The organism is Melittangium boletus DSM 14713 (genome assembly GCF_002305855.1).
GTDB lineage: Bacteria > Myxococcota > Myxococcia > Myxococcales > Myxococcaceae > Cystobacter > Cystobacter boletus.
The window spans coordinates 3,889,983-3,905,688 of the sequence record NZ_CP022163.1; the positions used below are offsets into that span (position 1 = coordinate 3,889,983).

Here is a 15,706-nt window from a genome sequence, read left to right on the forward strand (position 1 = left end):
GGTGTCTAGAGATGAATTTGGAGGAGATCGCGGCGGAGTTTGCCCGAAACGTGGCCGCGCAGACCGCTGCACTCCAGCGGGGCGACAGTCAGAGCGGAAACAAGTGTGCCAAGCGCTACACCGCCGCTTATAAGAAGTTGCGCGGTCACGGGGAAGCGGGAAGGGACGCACTCGCGACATTGCTAACGCATCCGCGCATGGATGTTCGAGTCTACGCGGCGGTTTTCTTGCTCAGCGACAGACCAGCGCAAGCCAAGCCCATATTGGAGGAAGCAGCCAAGGGAGAAGGCGTCATCCCCTTCGAGGCCTCCCAGGCTTTGAAGTATTGGGAGGAAGGCACCTGGAGATTGGACGTTGACTAGGTCTCGCGAGCCCGGACTCCAAGGCCACGGGCTCGACGAGGGAGAGTGATGTGCTCGGCTACCCCTTGTGGGGCTTGAGCTTCTCCACCATGCCCTTGATCGACTGGCCGATGATGCCTCCGGCTCTCGCGTCCCCCTTGAGCAGGGCCGCGGAGAATTGCTTCGCCTGCTCCAGCGTGATGTGCGGCGGCAGCGGCGGCACGTCTGGATCCACGTAGGCCTCCAACACCACCGGCCGGTCCGCCGTCAGCGCCCTGTCCCACGCGTCGGCGAGCTGCTCGGGCTTGTCCACCTTGATGCCTCGCAAGCCGATGGACTCCGCGTAGCGTGCGTAGGGGAAATCCGGAATGTCTTGCGACGCCTTGTACTCCGGATCGCCATTCATCACCCGCTGCTCCCACGTCACCTGGTTCAAATCCCGGTTGTTGAGCACCAGGATGATGAGCCGCGGATCCTTCCACTCCTTCCAGTACTTCGCGATGGTGATGAGCTCACCATTGCCATTCATCTGCATGGCCCCGTCTCCCACCAGCGCAATCACCGGCCGGTGCGGAAACGCGAACTTGGCGCCAATGGCATACGGCACGCCGCACCCCATGGTGGCCAGGTTCCCCGACAGGGACGCCATCATCCCCTCGCGCACCTTCAAGTCCCTCGCGAACCAGTTGGCCGCCGAGCCCGAGTCCGAGGACAGGATGACGTCCTTGGGCAGCTTCGGCGACAGCTCGTGGAAGACACGCTGCGGATTGATGGGCTTGGCCGCGACCATCGCCTGCCCCTCCACCTCCTTCCACCACCGGCGCACGCCCTTCTCCACCTGCTCACGCCAGCTCCGGTCCTCCTTGCGCTTGAGCAGCGGAATGAGCGCCCGCAGCGTCTCCTTCGAGTCTCCCGACAGCGGCACCTCCACCGGGTAGCGGATGGCCAACATGCGTGGATCCAGGTCGATCTGCACACCCCGCGCCTGGCCCTCGGGAGGCAGGAACTCCGAGTACGGGAAGCTCGTGCCCACCATCAGCAGCGTGTCGCAACCCATCATCATGTCGTAGCTGGGACGCGTGCCCAAGAGGCCGATGGCGCCCGTCACGTAGGGCAGCGTGTCCGGCAACACCGCCTTGCCCAGGAGCGCCTTGGCCACGCCCGCGCCCAACAGTTCCGCCACCTCGATGAGCTCGTCCGCCGCGCGCATCGCTCCCGCGCCCACCAGCATCGCCACCTTCTTGCCCGCGTTGAGCACGTCCGCCGCTCGCCTCAAGTCCTGCTCCTGGGGAATGACGCGCGGCTCGCTGTAGCCCACGCTCGAGTGCACCGTGCCGTGCCTCATCGGTGGCGACTCGTACGGCATCTCCTGGATGTCGTTGGGAAGGATGACGCACGTCACCGTGCGCTCGGCCCGGGCGATGCGCATCGCCCGATCCACCGCGTGGCGGACGGACGAGGGATGACTCACCATGGTGATGAACTCACTGGCCACGTCCTTGAACAGCACCTGGAGGTCCACTTCCTGCTGGTAGGCCCCGCCCAGGGCCCTGCTCGCCTGCTGGCCCACGATGGCCACCACGGGCTGGTGGTCCAGCTTCGCGTCGTACAAGCCGTTGAGCAGGTGGATGGCGCCAGGTCCCGACGTCGCCATGCACACGCCCACCTCCCCCGTGAACTTCGCGTGCGCGCAGGCCATGAAGGCCGCCATCTCCTCGTGCCGCGCCTGGATGAACTGGAACTCGGAGTTGCGTCCAAAGGCCCCCAGGAGGCCGTTGATGCCATCTCCCGGGTAGCCATAGACGCGCCGGATGCCCCACTGGCTCAGGCGGTAGAGAAGGTAGTCGCTGACGGTGGCACTCATTGAATCTCCCTGGTGCGATGAACCCTGACGGAATGCCGCCAACTCAAACTGGCCACCCCCTGGGGGGCGCGGGATGGACCCGGGGTCACCACCCGCCAGGCGAGCGGGCCCCAGCCCCCCGGCTGGAGATGATTACCCTCGCGGGCAGGGGGCTTGATGGCTCGGCGAGGCGACCTGCCACTGCGCGAGTACGCGCTGGTGGGGGACATGCGGACGGCGGCGTTGGTGGCGCGCGATGGCGCGGTGGACTGGCTGTGTCTGCCGCGCTTCGATGGGCCCGCCGTCCTGTGCCGGCTGCTCGATGCCGGGCAGGGGGGTTATTTCCGGGTGGGTCCGGTCGAGGCCTTCCAGGCCTCGCGCCACTACGCGGCGGACACCTGCGTGCTGGTGACGGACTGGAGGTGGAGGTGGACCTGCACGCCACCTTCGACTTCGCCCGGGCCCAGGCCCGCGTGGAGCCTCACGGCCGGCTCGCCCTCCTGTCCGGGGCGGGCCAGTCCCTCGCGCTGCGCGCGCCGGTGCGGCTCGTCCCCGGGGAGGGAGGCCGAGTCTCGGCGCGCTGGCGGATCCACGGCGGACAGCGCGGCTGGGTGGTGCTCACCTCGGGCGGCGCGCGGCCGGAGGAGCCTCCCACGGACGCCGAGGCGGAGAGGGCCCTCGCCCTCACCCGCGCCCACTGGGAGCGCTGGGCGAACCAGGGCGACTACTGCTGGCTCCACACCCCGCTGCTGCGCCGCGGCGCCCTGACCCTCAAGCTGCTCACCCACGCGCCCACGGGCACGCTCGTCGCCGCCCCCACCACCTCGCTGCCCGAGGTGCCCGGCGGCGTGCGCAACTGGGACTACCGCTACACCTGGCTGCGGGACTCGGCCTGGGTCATGGACGTGTTCATGGGCCTGGGCCACCGCGAGGAGGCCCGGGCCTTCCTCGGGTGGTTGGAGTCGCTCGGGCTGGAGCACCGCGCCCCCTCGGTGCTCTACCGCGTGGACGGCGGCCGGGTGGCGCCCGAGCACCACCTGACGCACCTGGCGGGCCACGGCGGCGCGCGGCCGGTGACCGTGGGCAATGACGCCACCCACCAGGTGCAGCTGGACCTCTACGGAGAGGTGATGGGCGCCGCCTCCCTCTTCTTCTCCGTCCCGGAGCACTGTCCCCCCGAGCCCGGCGTCTGGGGGATGCTGCGCGCGCTCGCGAACGAGGCCGCGCGGCGCTGGCGCGAGCCGGACCGGGGGCCGTGGGAGGAGCCCCCGCCCCGGCGCCACTACCTGGCCTCGAAGCTGATGTGCTGGGTGGCGGTGGATCGGGCGCTGCGGCTCGCCGTGAGCCACCAGTTGGAGGGGCCCCTCGCCGCCTGGGCACGCGCCCGGCACACCCTGCGCCGAGCCCTCGAGACCCAGGGGTATGACGCGCGGCGGGGCACCTTCACCCATGCCCTGGGCGAGTCCGAGCTGGATGCCTCGGTGCTGCTCGTGCCCCTCACGGGCTTCCTGCCCGCCTCCGACCCCCGGGTGCGCGCCTCGGTGGCGCGCGTATGCGAGCGGCTGTGCAGCGGCGCCCTGGTGCACCGCTACCTGCACCCGGACGGACTGCCGGGACAAGAAGGCGCCTTCCTCCAGTGTGGCTTCTGGCTCGTCGACGTGCTCGCGATGGACGGGCGGTTGGAGGAGGCGCATGCCCGCTTCGAGCGGCTCGTGGCGTACGCCAACGACGTGGGCCTGTTCTCCGAGGAGGTGGAGCCGTCCACCGGCGCGCTGCTGGGCAATCACCCCCAGGCCCTCGCCCACCTGTCGATGCTCCGGGCGGCGCGGACGCTCACGTGGGCCGAGGAACGACTGCGGCGGGGCTCGCCTCTCGACGTCGCTCCTCCCACCGCCTCCTGAGCCGCCGAGCGGGCTCCGCCCAGTGGACAGGGGTGCAGGTACTCACTTCTCCCACCCTCCCTATTTTTCCTGAAGTCGGCGTTCCGGGGGGAGGTGGTCACGTGGAGACACGGCGGGAGGCGGGAGCCGTGCAGGTGGAGCGCGTGGACGTCTCGGCCTACACCGTGCCCACCGACGCGCCGGAGGCGGATGGCACCCTCGCCTGGGACTCCACCACGCTCGTCCTGGTGGAGCTCACGGCCGGAGGGCGGTGGGGACTCGGCTACACCTATACGGACGCGGCCGCGGTGCCCCTGCTCCAGCGGGTGCTCGCGCCCGAGCTCCTGGGCCAGGACGCGTGGGACATTCCCGCGCGCCTCCAGACGATGCTCCAGCGCGTGCGCAACCTGGGCCGCCCGGGACTGGCCACCCTGGCTCTCTCCGCCGTGGACGTGGCCCTCTGGGACTTGAAGGCGCGCCTGCTGGACGTGCCCCTCGCGCGGCTGCTCGGCGCCGCGCGCCCCCGCGTCCCCGTCTACGGCAGCGGCGGCTTCACCTCGTACTCCGTGGAGCGGCTGTGCGCCCAGCTCGCCGGGTGGGTGGAGCAGGGCATCCCCCGCGTGAAGATGAAGGTGGGCAGCCACCCCGAGCAGGACGCGGACCGGGTGAGGGCGGTACGGCAGGCCATCGGCTCCCACCCCCGGCTCTACGTGGACGCCAACGGGGCGTATTCCACCCGGCGGGCCCTCGCGCTCGCCGAGCGCTTCACCGAGCAGGGCGTGTCCTGGTTCGAGGAGCCCGTGTCCAGCGAGGACCTGGCGGGCCTGCGCTTCGTGCGCGAGCGCTCCCCCGCGAGCATTCACGTGGCCGCGGGCGAGTACGGCCATGACGCGCCCTACTTCCGCCGCATGCTGGAGTCCGGCGCGGTGGACGTGCTCCAGGCGGACGCCACGCGCTGCGGCGGCGTCTCCGGTTTCCTCCAGGTGGACGCGCTGTGCGACGCGTACGGCGTGCCCCTGTCCGCCCACTGCGCGCCCTCGCTGCATGCCCACGTGGCGGCCGCGGCGCGCCGGCTCGTGCACCTGGAGTACTTCCATGACCATGTCCGCCTGGAGCGCCTGCTCTTCGACGGCGGACCCCGGCTGGTGGACGGCGCGCTGGAGCCGGACCTGTCCCGCCCCGGCCTGGGGCTCGACTTCAAACGGGCGGATGCCGCCCCCTATGCCGTGAGGGCACACCCATGAGATTCCCTCCCTTCGATTCCCTGCTCGAGGTGGGCCGCACGCGCGCCCGCCGCCGGCCCGAGGCTCCCGTGGACCTCGAGGGCCTGGAGAAGACGCTGCGCGCGCGCCTGGAGGGAGAGGTGCTCTTCGACGCGGGCGAGCGGGCGCTCTACGCCACGGACGCGTCCAACTACCGCCAGGTGCCCCTGGGCGTGGTGCGGCCGCGCACCGTGAAGGACGTGGAGGAGGCCATGCGCACCTGCCGGGAGTTCGGCGCCCCGGTGCTCAGCCGAGGCGGCGGCACCAGCCTGTCGGGCGAGACGTGCAACGTGGCGGTGGTGTTCGACTTCTCGCGCCACATGGACCGCGTGCTGCACATCGACCCCGAGCGGCGGCTCGCGCGCGTCCAGCCCGGCGTCATCCTGGACACCCTGCGCCAGCGGGCCGTGAAGCAGCACCAGCTCACCTTCGGCCCGGACCCCTCCACCCACACCCACTGCACCCTGGGCGGGATGATCGGCAACAACTCCTGCGGCACGCACGCGCAGATGGCCGGGCGCACCTCCCAGAACGTGGAGTCCCTGGAAGTGCTCACCTATGACGGACTGCGCCTGAGCGTGGGCGCCACCCGTGACGAGGAGCTCGCGCACCTCCTGCGCGAAAAGGGCCGGCGCGGAGACCTCTACCGGGGCCTCAAGTCCCTGCGAGACCGCTACGCCCCGCTCATCCGCGAGCGCTTCCCGGACATCCCCCGGCGCGTGTCCGGCTACAACCTGGACGAGCTGCTGCCGGAGAAGGGCTTCCAGGTGGCGCGCGCGCTCGTGGGCACGGAGGGCACGTGCGTCACCGTGCTGAGCGCCACCGTGAAGCTGGTGCCCGAGCCGCGCGCCCGCGCGATGCTCCTGCTCGGCTACCCGGACGTGTTCCAGGCCGCGGACCATGTGATGGAGGTGGTGGCGCACGGGCCCATCGCGCTCGAGGGCCTGGACGAGCAGCTCATCGAGGGCATGCGCCGCAAGGGGCTGCACGCGGACCACCTCCAGCTCCTGCCCGAGGGCCAGGGCTGGCTCGTCGTGGAGTTCGGCGGGGAGACGCGCGAGGAGGCGGACGGCAAGGCCCGGCGGCTCATGGAGGAGCTCCGGCTGCGTCCCCGTCCACCCACCTTCCGCCTGTTCGACCAGCCGTGGCAGGAAGAGCTGGTGTGGCAGGTGCGCGAGTCGGGCCTGGGCGCCACCGCCTTCATCCCGGGCGAGCCGGACGCGTGGCCCGGGTGGGAGGACTCGGCGGTGGCGCCGGATCGGCTCGGCGTCTACCTGCGCGAGTTCCAGAAGCTCATGAAGAAGCACGGCTACCACGCGGCGCTCTATGGCCACTTCGGCCAGGGCTGCCTGCACTGCCGCATCAACTTCGAGCTCAAGACACGGCAGGGCCTCCAGAACTACCGCCGCTTCGTGGAGGAGGCGGCGGACCTGGTGCTCCGGCACGGCGGCTCGCTGTCGGGCGAGCACGGAGATGGGCAGTCGCGCGCGGAGCTGCTGCCCAAGATGTACGGCGAGGAGCTGGTGCGGGCCTTCGGCGAGTTCAAGGCGCTGTGGGATCCCACGAACAAGATGAACCCGCACAAGGTGGTGTCCCCCTACCGGCTGGACGAGAACCTGCGGCTGGGCACCACGTTCGCGCCCGCGCCCCAGCGGACGCACTTCCAGTTCCCCGAGGACGAGCACGACTTCGCGCGCGCCACCACGCGCTGCGTGGGCGTGGGCAAGTGCCGGCGCGAGGAAGGCGCGGGCGTCATGTGTCCGAGCTTCATGGTGACCCACGAGGAGAAACACTCCACGCGGGGCCGCACGCACCTGCTCTTCGAGATGCTCCAGGGCGACCCCGTGAAGGACGGCTGGAGGAGCGAGCACGTGAAGGAGGCGCTGGACCTGTGCCTCGCGTGCAAGGGCTGCAAGTCCGACTGTCCCGTCAACGTGGACATGGCCACGTACAAGGCGGAATTCCTCAGCCACTACTACGAGGGACGGGCACGGCCGCGCGGCGCCTATGCCTTCGGGCTCATCATGTTCTGGGCCCGCCTGGCGTCACTCGCGCCGGGGCTCGCCAACTTCGTCACCCAGACCCCGGGCCTGAGCCGGCTGGCGAAGTGGGCGGCGGACGTGCACCCGGCCCGGAGCATCCCGCGCTTTGCCCCGCGCTCCTTCCAGCGCCAGGTGCGCGGACGCGAGGTGACGCCGCGCACGCGCGGCCGGGTGGTGCTCTTCCCCGACACCTTCAACAACCACTTCCACCCGGACACCGCCCAGGCGGCGCTCGAGGTGCTGGACGCGGCGGGCTTCGAGGTGCACGTGCCCCAGGGCTTCGTCTGCTGCGGCCGGCCGCTCTACGACTACGGCATGCTGGACACGGCCAAGGCGCTCTTGCGCCACACGCTCGCGCGCTTCCGCGAGGAGATCCGCGCCGGGACGCCCTTCGTGGTGCTGGAGCCGAGCTGCGCGGCCACCTTCCGCGACGAACTGCTCAACCTCTTCCCCCACGACGAGGACGCCCATCGGCTGGGAGCGCAGACCTACGTGCTCAGCGAGCTCCTGGAGAAGAAGGCCCCGGACTTCCAGCTGCCCCGGCTGCGCGGACAGGCGGTGGTGCAGCCGCACTGCCACCACCACGCGGTGATGAAGTTCGAGGCCGAGACGAAGCAATTGGACAAGACGGGCCTCGACTGGAAGACGCCCGAGGCGGGCTGCTGCGGCATGGCGGGGGCGTTCGGCTACGAGGCGTCCCACTACGACACGTCCGTGGCGTGCGGCGAGCGCGTGCTGCTCCCCCACGTGCGTGAAGCCGGCCCGGACACGCTCGTCATCGCCGACGGCTTCTCCTGCCAGGAGCAGATTCTCCAGGGGACGGGCCGCCAGCCCCTCCACCTCTCGCAGGTGCTGCGGCTCGCGCTGCGCCGTCAGCAGCAGGTGCTCGACCGGAAGACGCCGGACACGGCTCGGGCGGCACCTTCGGCGGGCGCGCTCCCCTCACGCTGGGGGCTCGCCGCCGCGGTGCTCCTCACGGCGGGGGTGGGCTGGTGGCTGGGCCGGGCCGCGTGACGCGGCAGATGCCCGACGCGTCCAACCCTCGCGCCCGGGCCCAGGCGTCCACCGCCTCATCGAGCCGCGCCGCCCTCCGCGCGCTCGCGCCCCCCACGGGGTCCAACGCCCAGCCCGGCGGCGCGTTGCCGGAGTAGCCGTTGAGGGTGGGCACTCCCCGCTCGAGCGCGGCCCACATCGCGTCGATCTGGTACTTCCACGTGGGCTCGGTCCCTCCCACCGGATTGTAGAAGAAGCCCTGGCAGCCGGGCCCCACCTGTCCCGCCACCCCTCGGATATCCGCGCGCGAGGCCGCGGCGTCGAAGGTGCCCACACTCACGCCCTGTTCGAGCAGGCACACACTCCCCAGCAGCGCCGCCACCCACGCGTGCCCCGCCCGCGCCTGGCGCGACAGGAAGAGGGCCAGCCCCACGGACGCGGGCAACAGCATCCAGATGCCCATCCGGCAGACGGCCCGCACCGCCCTCGCGCCCGGGAACCCGTGAAACACCCACCACCAGGGAGTCATGCCCCCCCGGTAGTGCGTGGCGATCAACACCGTCACGAGCACCACGCCCATCAACAGCCGCGCGGCCGGGCGCGCCCGGGCTTGCCACAACCCCGCTCCCGCCAGCACCAGCGTCAGCACGCCCAATCCCACCCGGTGCTCGCCCTCCACGGGAATGCGCGTGAAGGTCCTGAACGCCCCCGTCCAGCCGTAGAGCCAGTTCGCATCGCCCATGTGGAACCAGGTGGCGAAGCGCGGCACCATGCCCGACGCCTCGGCGAAGGAGCGCAGCCCCACCTCCCGCGCCGCGGCCAGGCTGTGCTGAACGAGCGGCAGCAGCGCCACCGCCCCGAGCACGCCCCACCCGACGAGCGCCGGTCCGTGGGTGCGCAGGCCCTGGAACAGCCGCGTGCGCGTGTCGCGGAAGCCGAGCGCGACGAGCCCCGTCAGGACGAGGAAGAAACCCAGGAACCAGCCCCAGTAGAAACCCGCGTACAACTGCGCCACGCAGGAGGCCACCAGCAACGCGGCCCAACCGGCCCCCGCCCGGCGCGAGGTCTCCGGACGCGCCAGGGCGAGGAGCGCGCCCACCGCGAGCACGCTGTAGAATTGCGCGAGCAGCTGGGGGTGGTTGGTCTGATTGATGCGCGAGGCCCCCGCGGCGAAGAGCACCGCGCCCACCATCGCCGCGCCCGAGGACACCCCGAACCCCTTGCGCAGGAGCCACAGCGCCGCCAGGTAGTTCAACGAGGTGATGGAGAACACCCAGAATGGGTAGGCCGTGTCGGGCGGCAGGCCCACGGCACGCCAGGCGGCATACAGCGGCAACACGCCCAGCAGTGGATCCGAGTAGGCGATCGTGTTGGTCGCGGGGTGGAAGAAGGGCGCATCCCAGAAGCGCGCATGAGCGACATCCCCGCGCAGGTAGAGGAAGCCATGCTCGAGGACATAGTGCACGAAGCGCACGTCGCCCTCGTCGCCCTGGATGAGGCGCAGACCCGACAGCAACACCGCGTGGTGCGCCAGCATCAGCGCCAACACCCAGCCCACGAGCCCCCAGAGCCACGGGGAAGCGAGGAGGGAAGGAGCGTCAGGAGCGCGTTGGGCGGGAGCCGACATGGAGGCTCGGACAGCTAGCACAGCGGGCCTGGAACTGCCCAGCGGCGCGAGGGTCGGCACATCCCAGCAACCAAGCGCATGCGCCAAACGTGGGCAACCGGGGCAAGCCCAGAGCTACCGAGCCCCGATAAACCACACAATGTCACCGAGGTCAGGGGGGCGTCCGAGTGCAGCCCACTCCGCGTCAATCCGCGCGAGTTGCTCCGCCGCCGCTCCCTCCCAAAGCGCAAAGGCGCCCCCTGGGAGGAGGTGGACAGCCCGGAGCGCACCGCTGGCCAGCAAGGGGCGCAGGGCGCGCAGTGTCTCCGAGCGCACCTCATCTTCCGGTGCGCCGGGCCGCAACTCGCGGATATCAGCCGCCAGCCACCACAGGCCCAGGTCGCTACTCAGCGCATCTCGAACCCAGCCGCGCTGAGCGTCCTCCACATCCTGCTCGTAGCTCATGGAAGAAACTTGATCTCCCGAATACCAATACCTTGAACTGTCACATCAATTGTCGGTGGCCCCGAGGTCGAGGAGTAGCGCAGGCCCACCGAGCCACCATTGGGGAGACGAACCAATGGACCCGGATAGGAAGTACCGGTGACTCGTGTGCCGCTGCCTGAGAGTTGCTCGAACAATCTCTCGGCTTCGCGCAGGCCGCCCTTGATGATTCTGATCTTGGAACTGGACCCCTCAGTGCCGATGAGATGCCCACCGGGCCGCAATAGCTCCTCGATGCCCTGGGGGGGTGGAGGGGCAGCCGTTCGCGCCGCTTGACCTTGCTGTGCTTGAAGCTGGGCCGGCGAGGGCTTGGCCTTGGCGACGGCCTGCTCGATCTCCGCGGCCTTCTTCGGGTCGGCCACGCGGAGCGCCTCGCAGGCTGTCGGAGAGCCCTGCTTGCACCCGCACACAGCGGTCCCATCAGCCGGCGCGCATGGGACATGCGCGAGCAGCAGGGTCAAAAGGAAGGAGAGCATGCGCTACAGCTTACCAGGGGGCCTACTGACTGAGCCCATCCACTACGGTTCCCCATGCGCCAGAAAGCAGGTCAACCCCTTCCAGGGCGTGGGCGATCCGAACGTCCCCTGAGCACTCGGGACCGCGTCAAGACGCCCCGGCTCCGGCCCACTTCCGTTTCCTCACCAGCTCGCGGGGCGTGGGCGGGCGCGGGTCGGGGGCATCCAGCGGCTCGACGATGAGGTCGAACAGCCCATGGTCGAAGGGCGTGCCGGGAGCGGGCGCCTTTGGCAGCAGTCGTTCGCGCAGCCCCCGCTTCGCCAGAGTCCGGGCCCGGTAGTGGCAATAGGGATTGTTGCCGGGCTTGCCGAAGAGCGAGTGCGCCGTGAAGCTGCACCCGGCCATGCACGTGGCCGCGAAGGGGCAGGTGCGGCAGAAGCCCCAGAGGTCCTCCACGGTGCGCGCGCGCGTGAAGGCGAGCTGGGGTGCCTGCTCCCAGATGTCGCGCAGGGGCTTGTCGCGCAGGCCTCCGCCCACGTAATGCGCCGTCTGGAGCGAGGGACATCCCTTCACGGCGCCATTGGACTCGATGCCCATCACGTACCGGCCGGCCATGCACCCGCGCCAGTGGTCTCCCGCATCGGGGCGGGGTGAGCGCAGCACGCCCTCCTCGGGGCCGAAGTAGCCCAGGTTGTTGCCGGGCATGAGGGTGATGCCGTCCTCGAGGGCGCGCGTCTTCAGGGCCGCGATGCGCGGGAGCAGGTCGAGCAGATCCCACGGCTGGAGGAGCAGGGCGGGACGATCCGCGGCCCGGCCCAGGGGGGCGGTGATCTGAAGTTGCCAGGAGCGGATGCCGAGCCCCCTCAGGTGCTCATAGAGGGGCTCGAGGTCGGCCTGGTTGAGCCGGTTGAAGTTCGTGTTGGAGGCCACGCGCACGCCGGCCGCCCCGAGGAAGCGGAGCGCCGCCGTGGCCGAGGCGAAGCTGCCCGGAGCGGCCCGCATCAGGTCATGCGTGGGCGCCAGGCCGTCGATGCTGACGGAGGCCGCGTACAGTCCGGCCTCGGCGATCCGCCGCGCGAGGGCCTCGGTGATGCCCCGGCCGCCGGTGGTCAGCCCCGGGCGGATGCCCGCCTCCTTCAAGGCGCGGATGAGGTCGAGGAAGCCGGGGTGCAGGTAGGCCTCGCCGCCGATGAGCACCACTTCCCGCGTGCGCATCTCCCGGAGTTGGCGCACCACGTCCAAGGCCTCCTCGGTGGAGAGTTCATCGGGACGGTGCGTGCCCGCGCGCGAGCCGCAGTGGGTGCAGGGCTGATCACAGCGGAGGGTCAACTCCCAGACCACGTAGGCGGGGTGGAAGTCCTGCCGGGAGACATCGAGTCGGCGCGACATGGGCATGACTTTGGACGAAGCAAGAAGCGGGCGCGAGCCCCCTGCCCGGCACGGGACAAGAAGCCCTCCTCACGTGTTGGAGCGTGGCACACTCCTCGCACGAACCCGCTCCCCCCGGCCTCCCATGAAGGAGGCCCCACAACGAGGAGTCCCAATGTCCACGCTGTCCTCATGTCAGCGGTGTCATGGTTTCGTTCCCCCCGAGCTCGCCGAGTGCGTGCACTGCGGTGCGTCGATGCAGGAGCCGGCGCCACGCGGAGGAGTGATGTCGAAGGGCCTGGTGGTTCTGGCCAGTGCGGGCGTGGCGGCCATCACCCTGATGGCGTGCTACGGCATGCCCCCCTGTAACACCCCGGCTCCGGATGGCGGCTCGGATCCGTACCATTGTTATGACCAGGAGCCGCCCGTGCCCGACAGTGGCATCCAGGCCGATGGCGGCGACGCGGGGCCCTGAGCCGTCCCCATGTCCAGGGGCCTGGCGCGGCATCCAGGTCCCTCCCTCCCGTGCGCGGCTTCCGGGCCACGAGGGCGGACGATTTGCTGGGACGCGTTGCTCATGGGTCTCGGTGGCCCTCCGCCGGGTCGTACCAGATGCGACGCAGGAAGCCTTCCTGGTGGAGAGGATCGAAATCCCTGTCCGTGGTCAACAACAACGCGCCGGTCACCGCGGCGGTGGCCGCGATCCAGAGGTCGTTCTTTCCCAGCACCCGTCCCCGCGCCTCGCAGAAGGCATCGAACGCGACGTAGTGGTCCAGGAGCGTGCCAGGGCGGATGTCGATGACAGCGAAACGTTCCATCACCTCATGGAGCCGGGTGACCCTGGAGACCCCCCAGCGCCGCTTCCGCGCGAAGGCCCGAGCCTCTCCCACGGAGACGACCGAACAGAGGGACCGCGTGCTCCCTCGATGCAGGGAATGCTCGTCGGCGACCTTGTCGCCCAGGGGGCTGGCCTTGAGCAGATGGAAGATGAGATTGGTGTCGAACAGGACGGGCCCTGCCGCCGGACTCACGACATCTCCTCGAGCGCGGCGAGGAAGTCCTCCTCCGACTCTTCATCCTCCTCTGGCCGGGAGCCCAGGAGGGCCTCGAAGCTCAACCGCGTCTCGGGATCGGCCCGAGACCACCCCTCGCCCGGAAGACTCCACAGCGGACCGGGGACGTCGGACCACAATTCGAGGTCCCGCGCACTGGCTTCGTGCATCTGCTCCGCGTGGATCCGCGCGATGGCGCCCGAAGGCCGGAACGCCACCATCCCCGACACCACCACGGACCTGCCTCGCAGGGCCAGTAGCCGCGCGGGCTCCATCTGTTCCGCGAGCCCCTTGAGCACCGCGCCCGACCTCGGCACCAGGGTAAAGACCCGATCCCCAGGCCGGGGCAAATCGAGCGTGCCCGCGATCCAGACCGCTCGCGAGGCAGGCATCTGGCGGCGCAAATGGGCCATCCGCTCCACCGCGTCGCGATCCATGCGGAGCACGCGCTCCTGGACGAATTCGATGAGCTCCACGCCTTGCTCGAAGAGCCGGGCGAACGCGCTGAACGTCTCGAGGAGCCCCGCATCGAACGCGGTGCTGTTCGTGGCGCCGGAGAGCGCCTCCGCAAGCCCCGTCTCCAAAAGCTCCATGGCGGTCTGGTCCGGAGCGACGTCGAACGGAGGCCCTCCCGACAGGAGGTTCGCGGGGAGCACCTGACCCAACGGGCGCGACTCGACTCGGAAAATGCCTGGCTCAGCGGTGGACTCGAGGCGCGGCTCGAACGGCTCCGCGGAACGCATCCACACGGGCAACTCACCTCGCGCGGTGCTCCGTCCCTCGATGCGCAGGCGCAGTGCCCGCCGCGTGCCTTCCCCAAGGAGGTGCAGCAATGCCTCCACCAACGGCGCTGGAACGCACCCCGCCTGAACGACCGGCCCCCTCAACCTGAGTTCATGTCGTGGATCCGTGACGCCCTCCTCGGCCGCCGTCCCCCTTCCTCAAGGGTTGTGGCGCCACGCCGCCAGGGAGCAAATCCAGGGCCACGCTCTCGCTCGGCCGCTCGCCACCTCCGCCCCCGCTGGAGGGCCCAGGGAGAGCGTCCCCTCACCGCGAGGCGTCCCTCACGGAGACTTCGTGTCCTCCCGCTTGAAGAACTCGGCCACGGACTTCGCGAGGAAGTCGGATCCGCGAGCGGTCATTCCGGGCGACCCCCACATCGAGCCCCATCTCCGCGCCGAGGGCTTGCGCGCGAGCTTCTTCGGATCGACGGGGCGGGACACGGGCTCCGCCTTGCCATTCATCGCGGCGGCCCCCACCTGTAGTTCCCAGGCTCAGCCCCAGGCGGAGGAGTCCCATGGCCAGCCGCACCTCCTCGAAGACACACTCCCATTCCCCGAAACGCGCTCCCGGAAGAACCCAGCACCGTTGGTCCGGTCACGTGACGGAGACGAGCGATGCGCTCGACCTTGAGAAGGAGGTCTTCAAACAGTCCAGCGCTCGGGGAATCGCCTTGTCGCTCAAGCGCTCGGCGGAGCGGAGCCACCGGCGGAAGGTGGAGCCCTTCCGCTCGGCCATGTCGATGTTGAACTTCTACATCAACCGGGCGGGCAGGAATCTGAGCCCCGAGCGCAAGCGCGTCCTGGCCCAGGCCAAGGACGAGTTGCGGAAGCTCTTCCACCGCGAAGCGCCACACTGAGGCCGTCCCGCCAGGCTCACGGGTTCTGCCCGGTCGCTTCCGCCCCCCGCCGCGCCCCCACCGGGAGATGACGCACGAACCAGCGTCCCGCCAGCTTCGCGACCTGCTCCAGCGTGCCGGGCTCCTCGAAGAGGTGCGTCGCGCCCGGGACGATCTCCAGCCGCTTCTCCGTCTGGAGCAGGCGGTAGGCATCCCGATTCATCTCGACGACGGGGAAGTCATCGCCGCCCACGATGAGGAGCGTGGGCGCCAGGACGAGGAAAAGCGCTTCTCCCGCCAGATCGGGCCGCCCCCCTCTCGAGACGACGGCGCGAATCCGGTCCGGCACGCGCGTGGCCGCGACGAGCGCCGCGGCCGCCCCGGTACTCGAGCCGAAATAGCCGATGGAGAGTGCCTGGGTCCGCTCATCCCTCACGAGCCAGTCGGTCGCGCCCACGAGCCGCTGGGCCAGCAGGCCGATGTCGAAGCGCAGATGGCGCGTCCAGCGCTCCGCTTCTTCCTCGTCCGCCGTCAGCAGGTCGATGAGCAGCGTGCCCAGTCCCATCGAGACGAGGGAGTGGGCGACGAAGCGGTTGCGCGAGCTGAAGCGGCTGCTGCCACTGCCGTGGGCGAAGAGCACCACCCCCAGGGCCTCTTCGGGCAGGGTCAGGTCTCCCTCCAGCACCAGCCCCTCCCCCACCGGCACGCGCACCGGATGCTCTTCCACTCGCCTGTTCATCG

Annotated in this window: 15 protein-coding genes and 1 pseudogene; 7 read left to right on the top strand and 9 right to left on the bottom strand. The window is 70.2% G+C overall.

Annotation, left to right across the window (positions count from 1 at the left end; genetic code table 11):
• The first annotated feature begins 11 nt into the window (after window positions 1-11).
• Complete coding sequence (locus tag MEBOL_RS16455; protein ID WP_095978332.1) at window positions 12-362, top strand: DUF2019 domain-containing protein; 351 nt, start codon at window positions 12-14, stop codon at window positions 360-362.
• A gap of 58 nt (window positions 363-420) precedes the next feature.
• Here MEBOL_RS16455 and MEBOL_RS16460 read toward each other — a convergent pair whose 3' ends face one another.
• Complete coding sequence (locus MEBOL_RS16460) at window positions 421-2,205, bottom strand: thiamine pyrophosphate-requiring protein (protein WP_095978333.1); 1,785 nt, start codon at window positions 2,203-2,205, stop codon at window positions 421-423.
• A gap of 156 nt (window positions 2,206-2,361) precedes the next feature.
• Here MEBOL_RS16460 and MEBOL_RS44085 point away from each other — a divergent pair.
• From MEBOL_RS44085 to MEBOL_RS16475, 4 genes and pseudogenes are all read left to right on the top strand, one after another.
• A pseudogene (locus MEBOL_RS44085) lies at window positions 2,362-2,592 on the top strand (trehalase-like domain-containing protein); the annotation flags it as partial.
• A gap of 20 nt (window positions 2,593-2,612) precedes the next feature.
• A complete protein-coding gene (locus tag MEBOL_RS16465) occupies window positions 2,613-4,085 on the top strand; it encodes a glycoside hydrolase family 15 protein (RefSeq protein ID WP_157775044.1) in 1,473 nt (490 codons plus the stop codon).
• A 101-nt stretch (window positions 4,086-4,186) separates the two neighbouring features.
• A complete protein-coding gene (locus MEBOL_RS16470; RefSeq protein ID WP_095978335.1) occupies window positions 4,187-5,308 on the top strand; it encodes an enolase C-terminal domain-like protein in 1,122 nt (373 codons plus the stop codon).
• Window positions 5,305-8,382 (top strand): FAD-binding and (Fe-S)-binding domain-containing protein, encoded by a 3,078-nt coding sequence (locus MEBOL_RS16475; protein ID WP_095978336.1) that lies wholly within the window; start codon window positions 5,305-5,307, stop codon window positions 8,380-8,382. Before MEBOL_RS16470 ends, MEBOL_RS16475 begins: the two co-directional genes overlap by 4 nt.
• Here the strand turns inward: MEBOL_RS16475 and MEBOL_RS16480 are convergent.
• From MEBOL_RS16480 to MEBOL_RS16490, 4 genes are all read right to left on the bottom strand, one after another.
• The gene (locus MEBOL_RS16480; RefSeq protein WP_245919815.1) at window positions 8,342-9,988 is read right to left on the bottom strand and encodes a hypothetical protein; all 1,647 of its coding nucleotides are present in this window, start codon (window positions 9,986-9,988) and stop codon (window positions 8,342-8,344) included. The genes MEBOL_RS16475 and MEBOL_RS16480 overlap by 41 nt on opposite strands.
• Before the next feature lie 114 nt (window positions 9,989-10,102).
• Window positions 10,103-10,432: a hypothetical protein gene (locus MEBOL_RS16485; RefSeq protein WP_095978337.1), complete on the bottom strand. Its 330-nt coding sequence runs from the start codon at window positions 10,430-10,432 to the stop codon at window positions 10,103-10,105.
• On the bottom strand, window positions 10,429-10,833 hold the full coding sequence (locus MEBOL_RS41205; protein WP_157775046.1) for a hypothetical protein: 405 nt from the start codon (window positions 10,831-10,833) through the stop codon (window positions 10,429-10,431). The genes MEBOL_RS16485 and MEBOL_RS41205 overlap by 4 nt, the downstream gene beginning before the upstream one ends.
• 241 nt (window positions 10,834-11,074) lie before the next feature.
• On the bottom strand, window positions 11,075-12,316 hold the full coding sequence (locus MEBOL_RS16490; RefSeq protein ID WP_245919817.1) for a radical SAM/SPASM domain-containing protein: 1,242 nt from the start codon (window positions 12,314-12,316) through the stop codon (window positions 11,075-11,077).
• Between the two features lie 154 nt (window positions 12,317-12,470).
• On the opposite strand from MEBOL_RS16490, the gene MEBOL_RS16495 reads away from it, so the two are divergent.
• The gene (locus MEBOL_RS16495) at window positions 12,471-12,770 is read left to right on the top strand and encodes a hypothetical protein (RefSeq protein WP_095978339.1); all 300 of its coding nucleotides are present in this window, start codon (window positions 12,471-12,473) and stop codon (window positions 12,768-12,770) included.
• Between the two features lie 100 nt (window positions 12,771-12,870).
• Here the strand turns inward: MEBOL_RS16495 and MEBOL_RS16500 are convergent, their stop codons facing one another.
• The 3 genes from MEBOL_RS16500 to MEBOL_RS16510 all read right to left on the bottom strand — a co-directional run bounded on the left by MEBOL_RS16500 (window position 12,871) and on the right by MEBOL_RS16510 (window position 14,591).
• Window positions 12,871-13,326, bottom strand: a complete 456-nt coding sequence (locus MEBOL_RS16500) for a type II toxin-antitoxin system VapC family toxin (protein WP_095978340.1) — start codon at window positions 13,324-13,326, stop codon at window positions 12,871-12,873.
• Window positions 13,323-14,180, bottom strand: coding sequence for a hypothetical protein (locus MEBOL_RS16505; RefSeq protein WP_157775048.1), 858 nt, complete (start codon window positions 14,178-14,180; stop codon window positions 13,323-13,325). The genes MEBOL_RS16500 and MEBOL_RS16505 overlap by 4 nt, the downstream gene beginning before the upstream one ends.
• 231 nt (window positions 14,181-14,411) lie before the next feature.
• Window positions 14,412-14,591: a hypothetical protein gene (locus tag MEBOL_RS16510; RefSeq protein WP_095978342.1), complete on the bottom strand. Its 180-nt coding sequence runs from the start codon at window positions 14,589-14,591 to the stop codon at window positions 14,412-14,414.
• Between the two features lie 53 nt (window positions 14,592-14,644).
• Between MEBOL_RS16510 and MEBOL_RS16515 the strand changes: the two genes are divergently transcribed.
• Window positions 14,645-14,986: a DUF3175 domain-containing protein gene (locus tag MEBOL_RS16515; RefSeq protein WP_095978343.1), complete on the top strand. Its 342-nt coding sequence runs from the start codon at window positions 14,645-14,647 to the stop codon at window positions 14,984-14,986.
• 16 nt (window positions 14,987-15,002) lie between these two features.
• On the opposite strand, the gene MEBOL_RS42150 is transcribed toward MEBOL_RS16515, so the two are convergent.
• Window positions 15,003-15,704 carry a dienelactone hydrolase family protein gene (locus tag MEBOL_RS42150; RefSeq protein WP_095978344.1) on the bottom strand — a complete coding sequence of 234 codons (702 nt, stop codon included), beginning with the start codon at window positions 15,702-15,704 and terminating at the stop codon, window positions 15,003-15,005.
• Window positions 15,705-15,706: the final 2 nt, after the last annotated feature.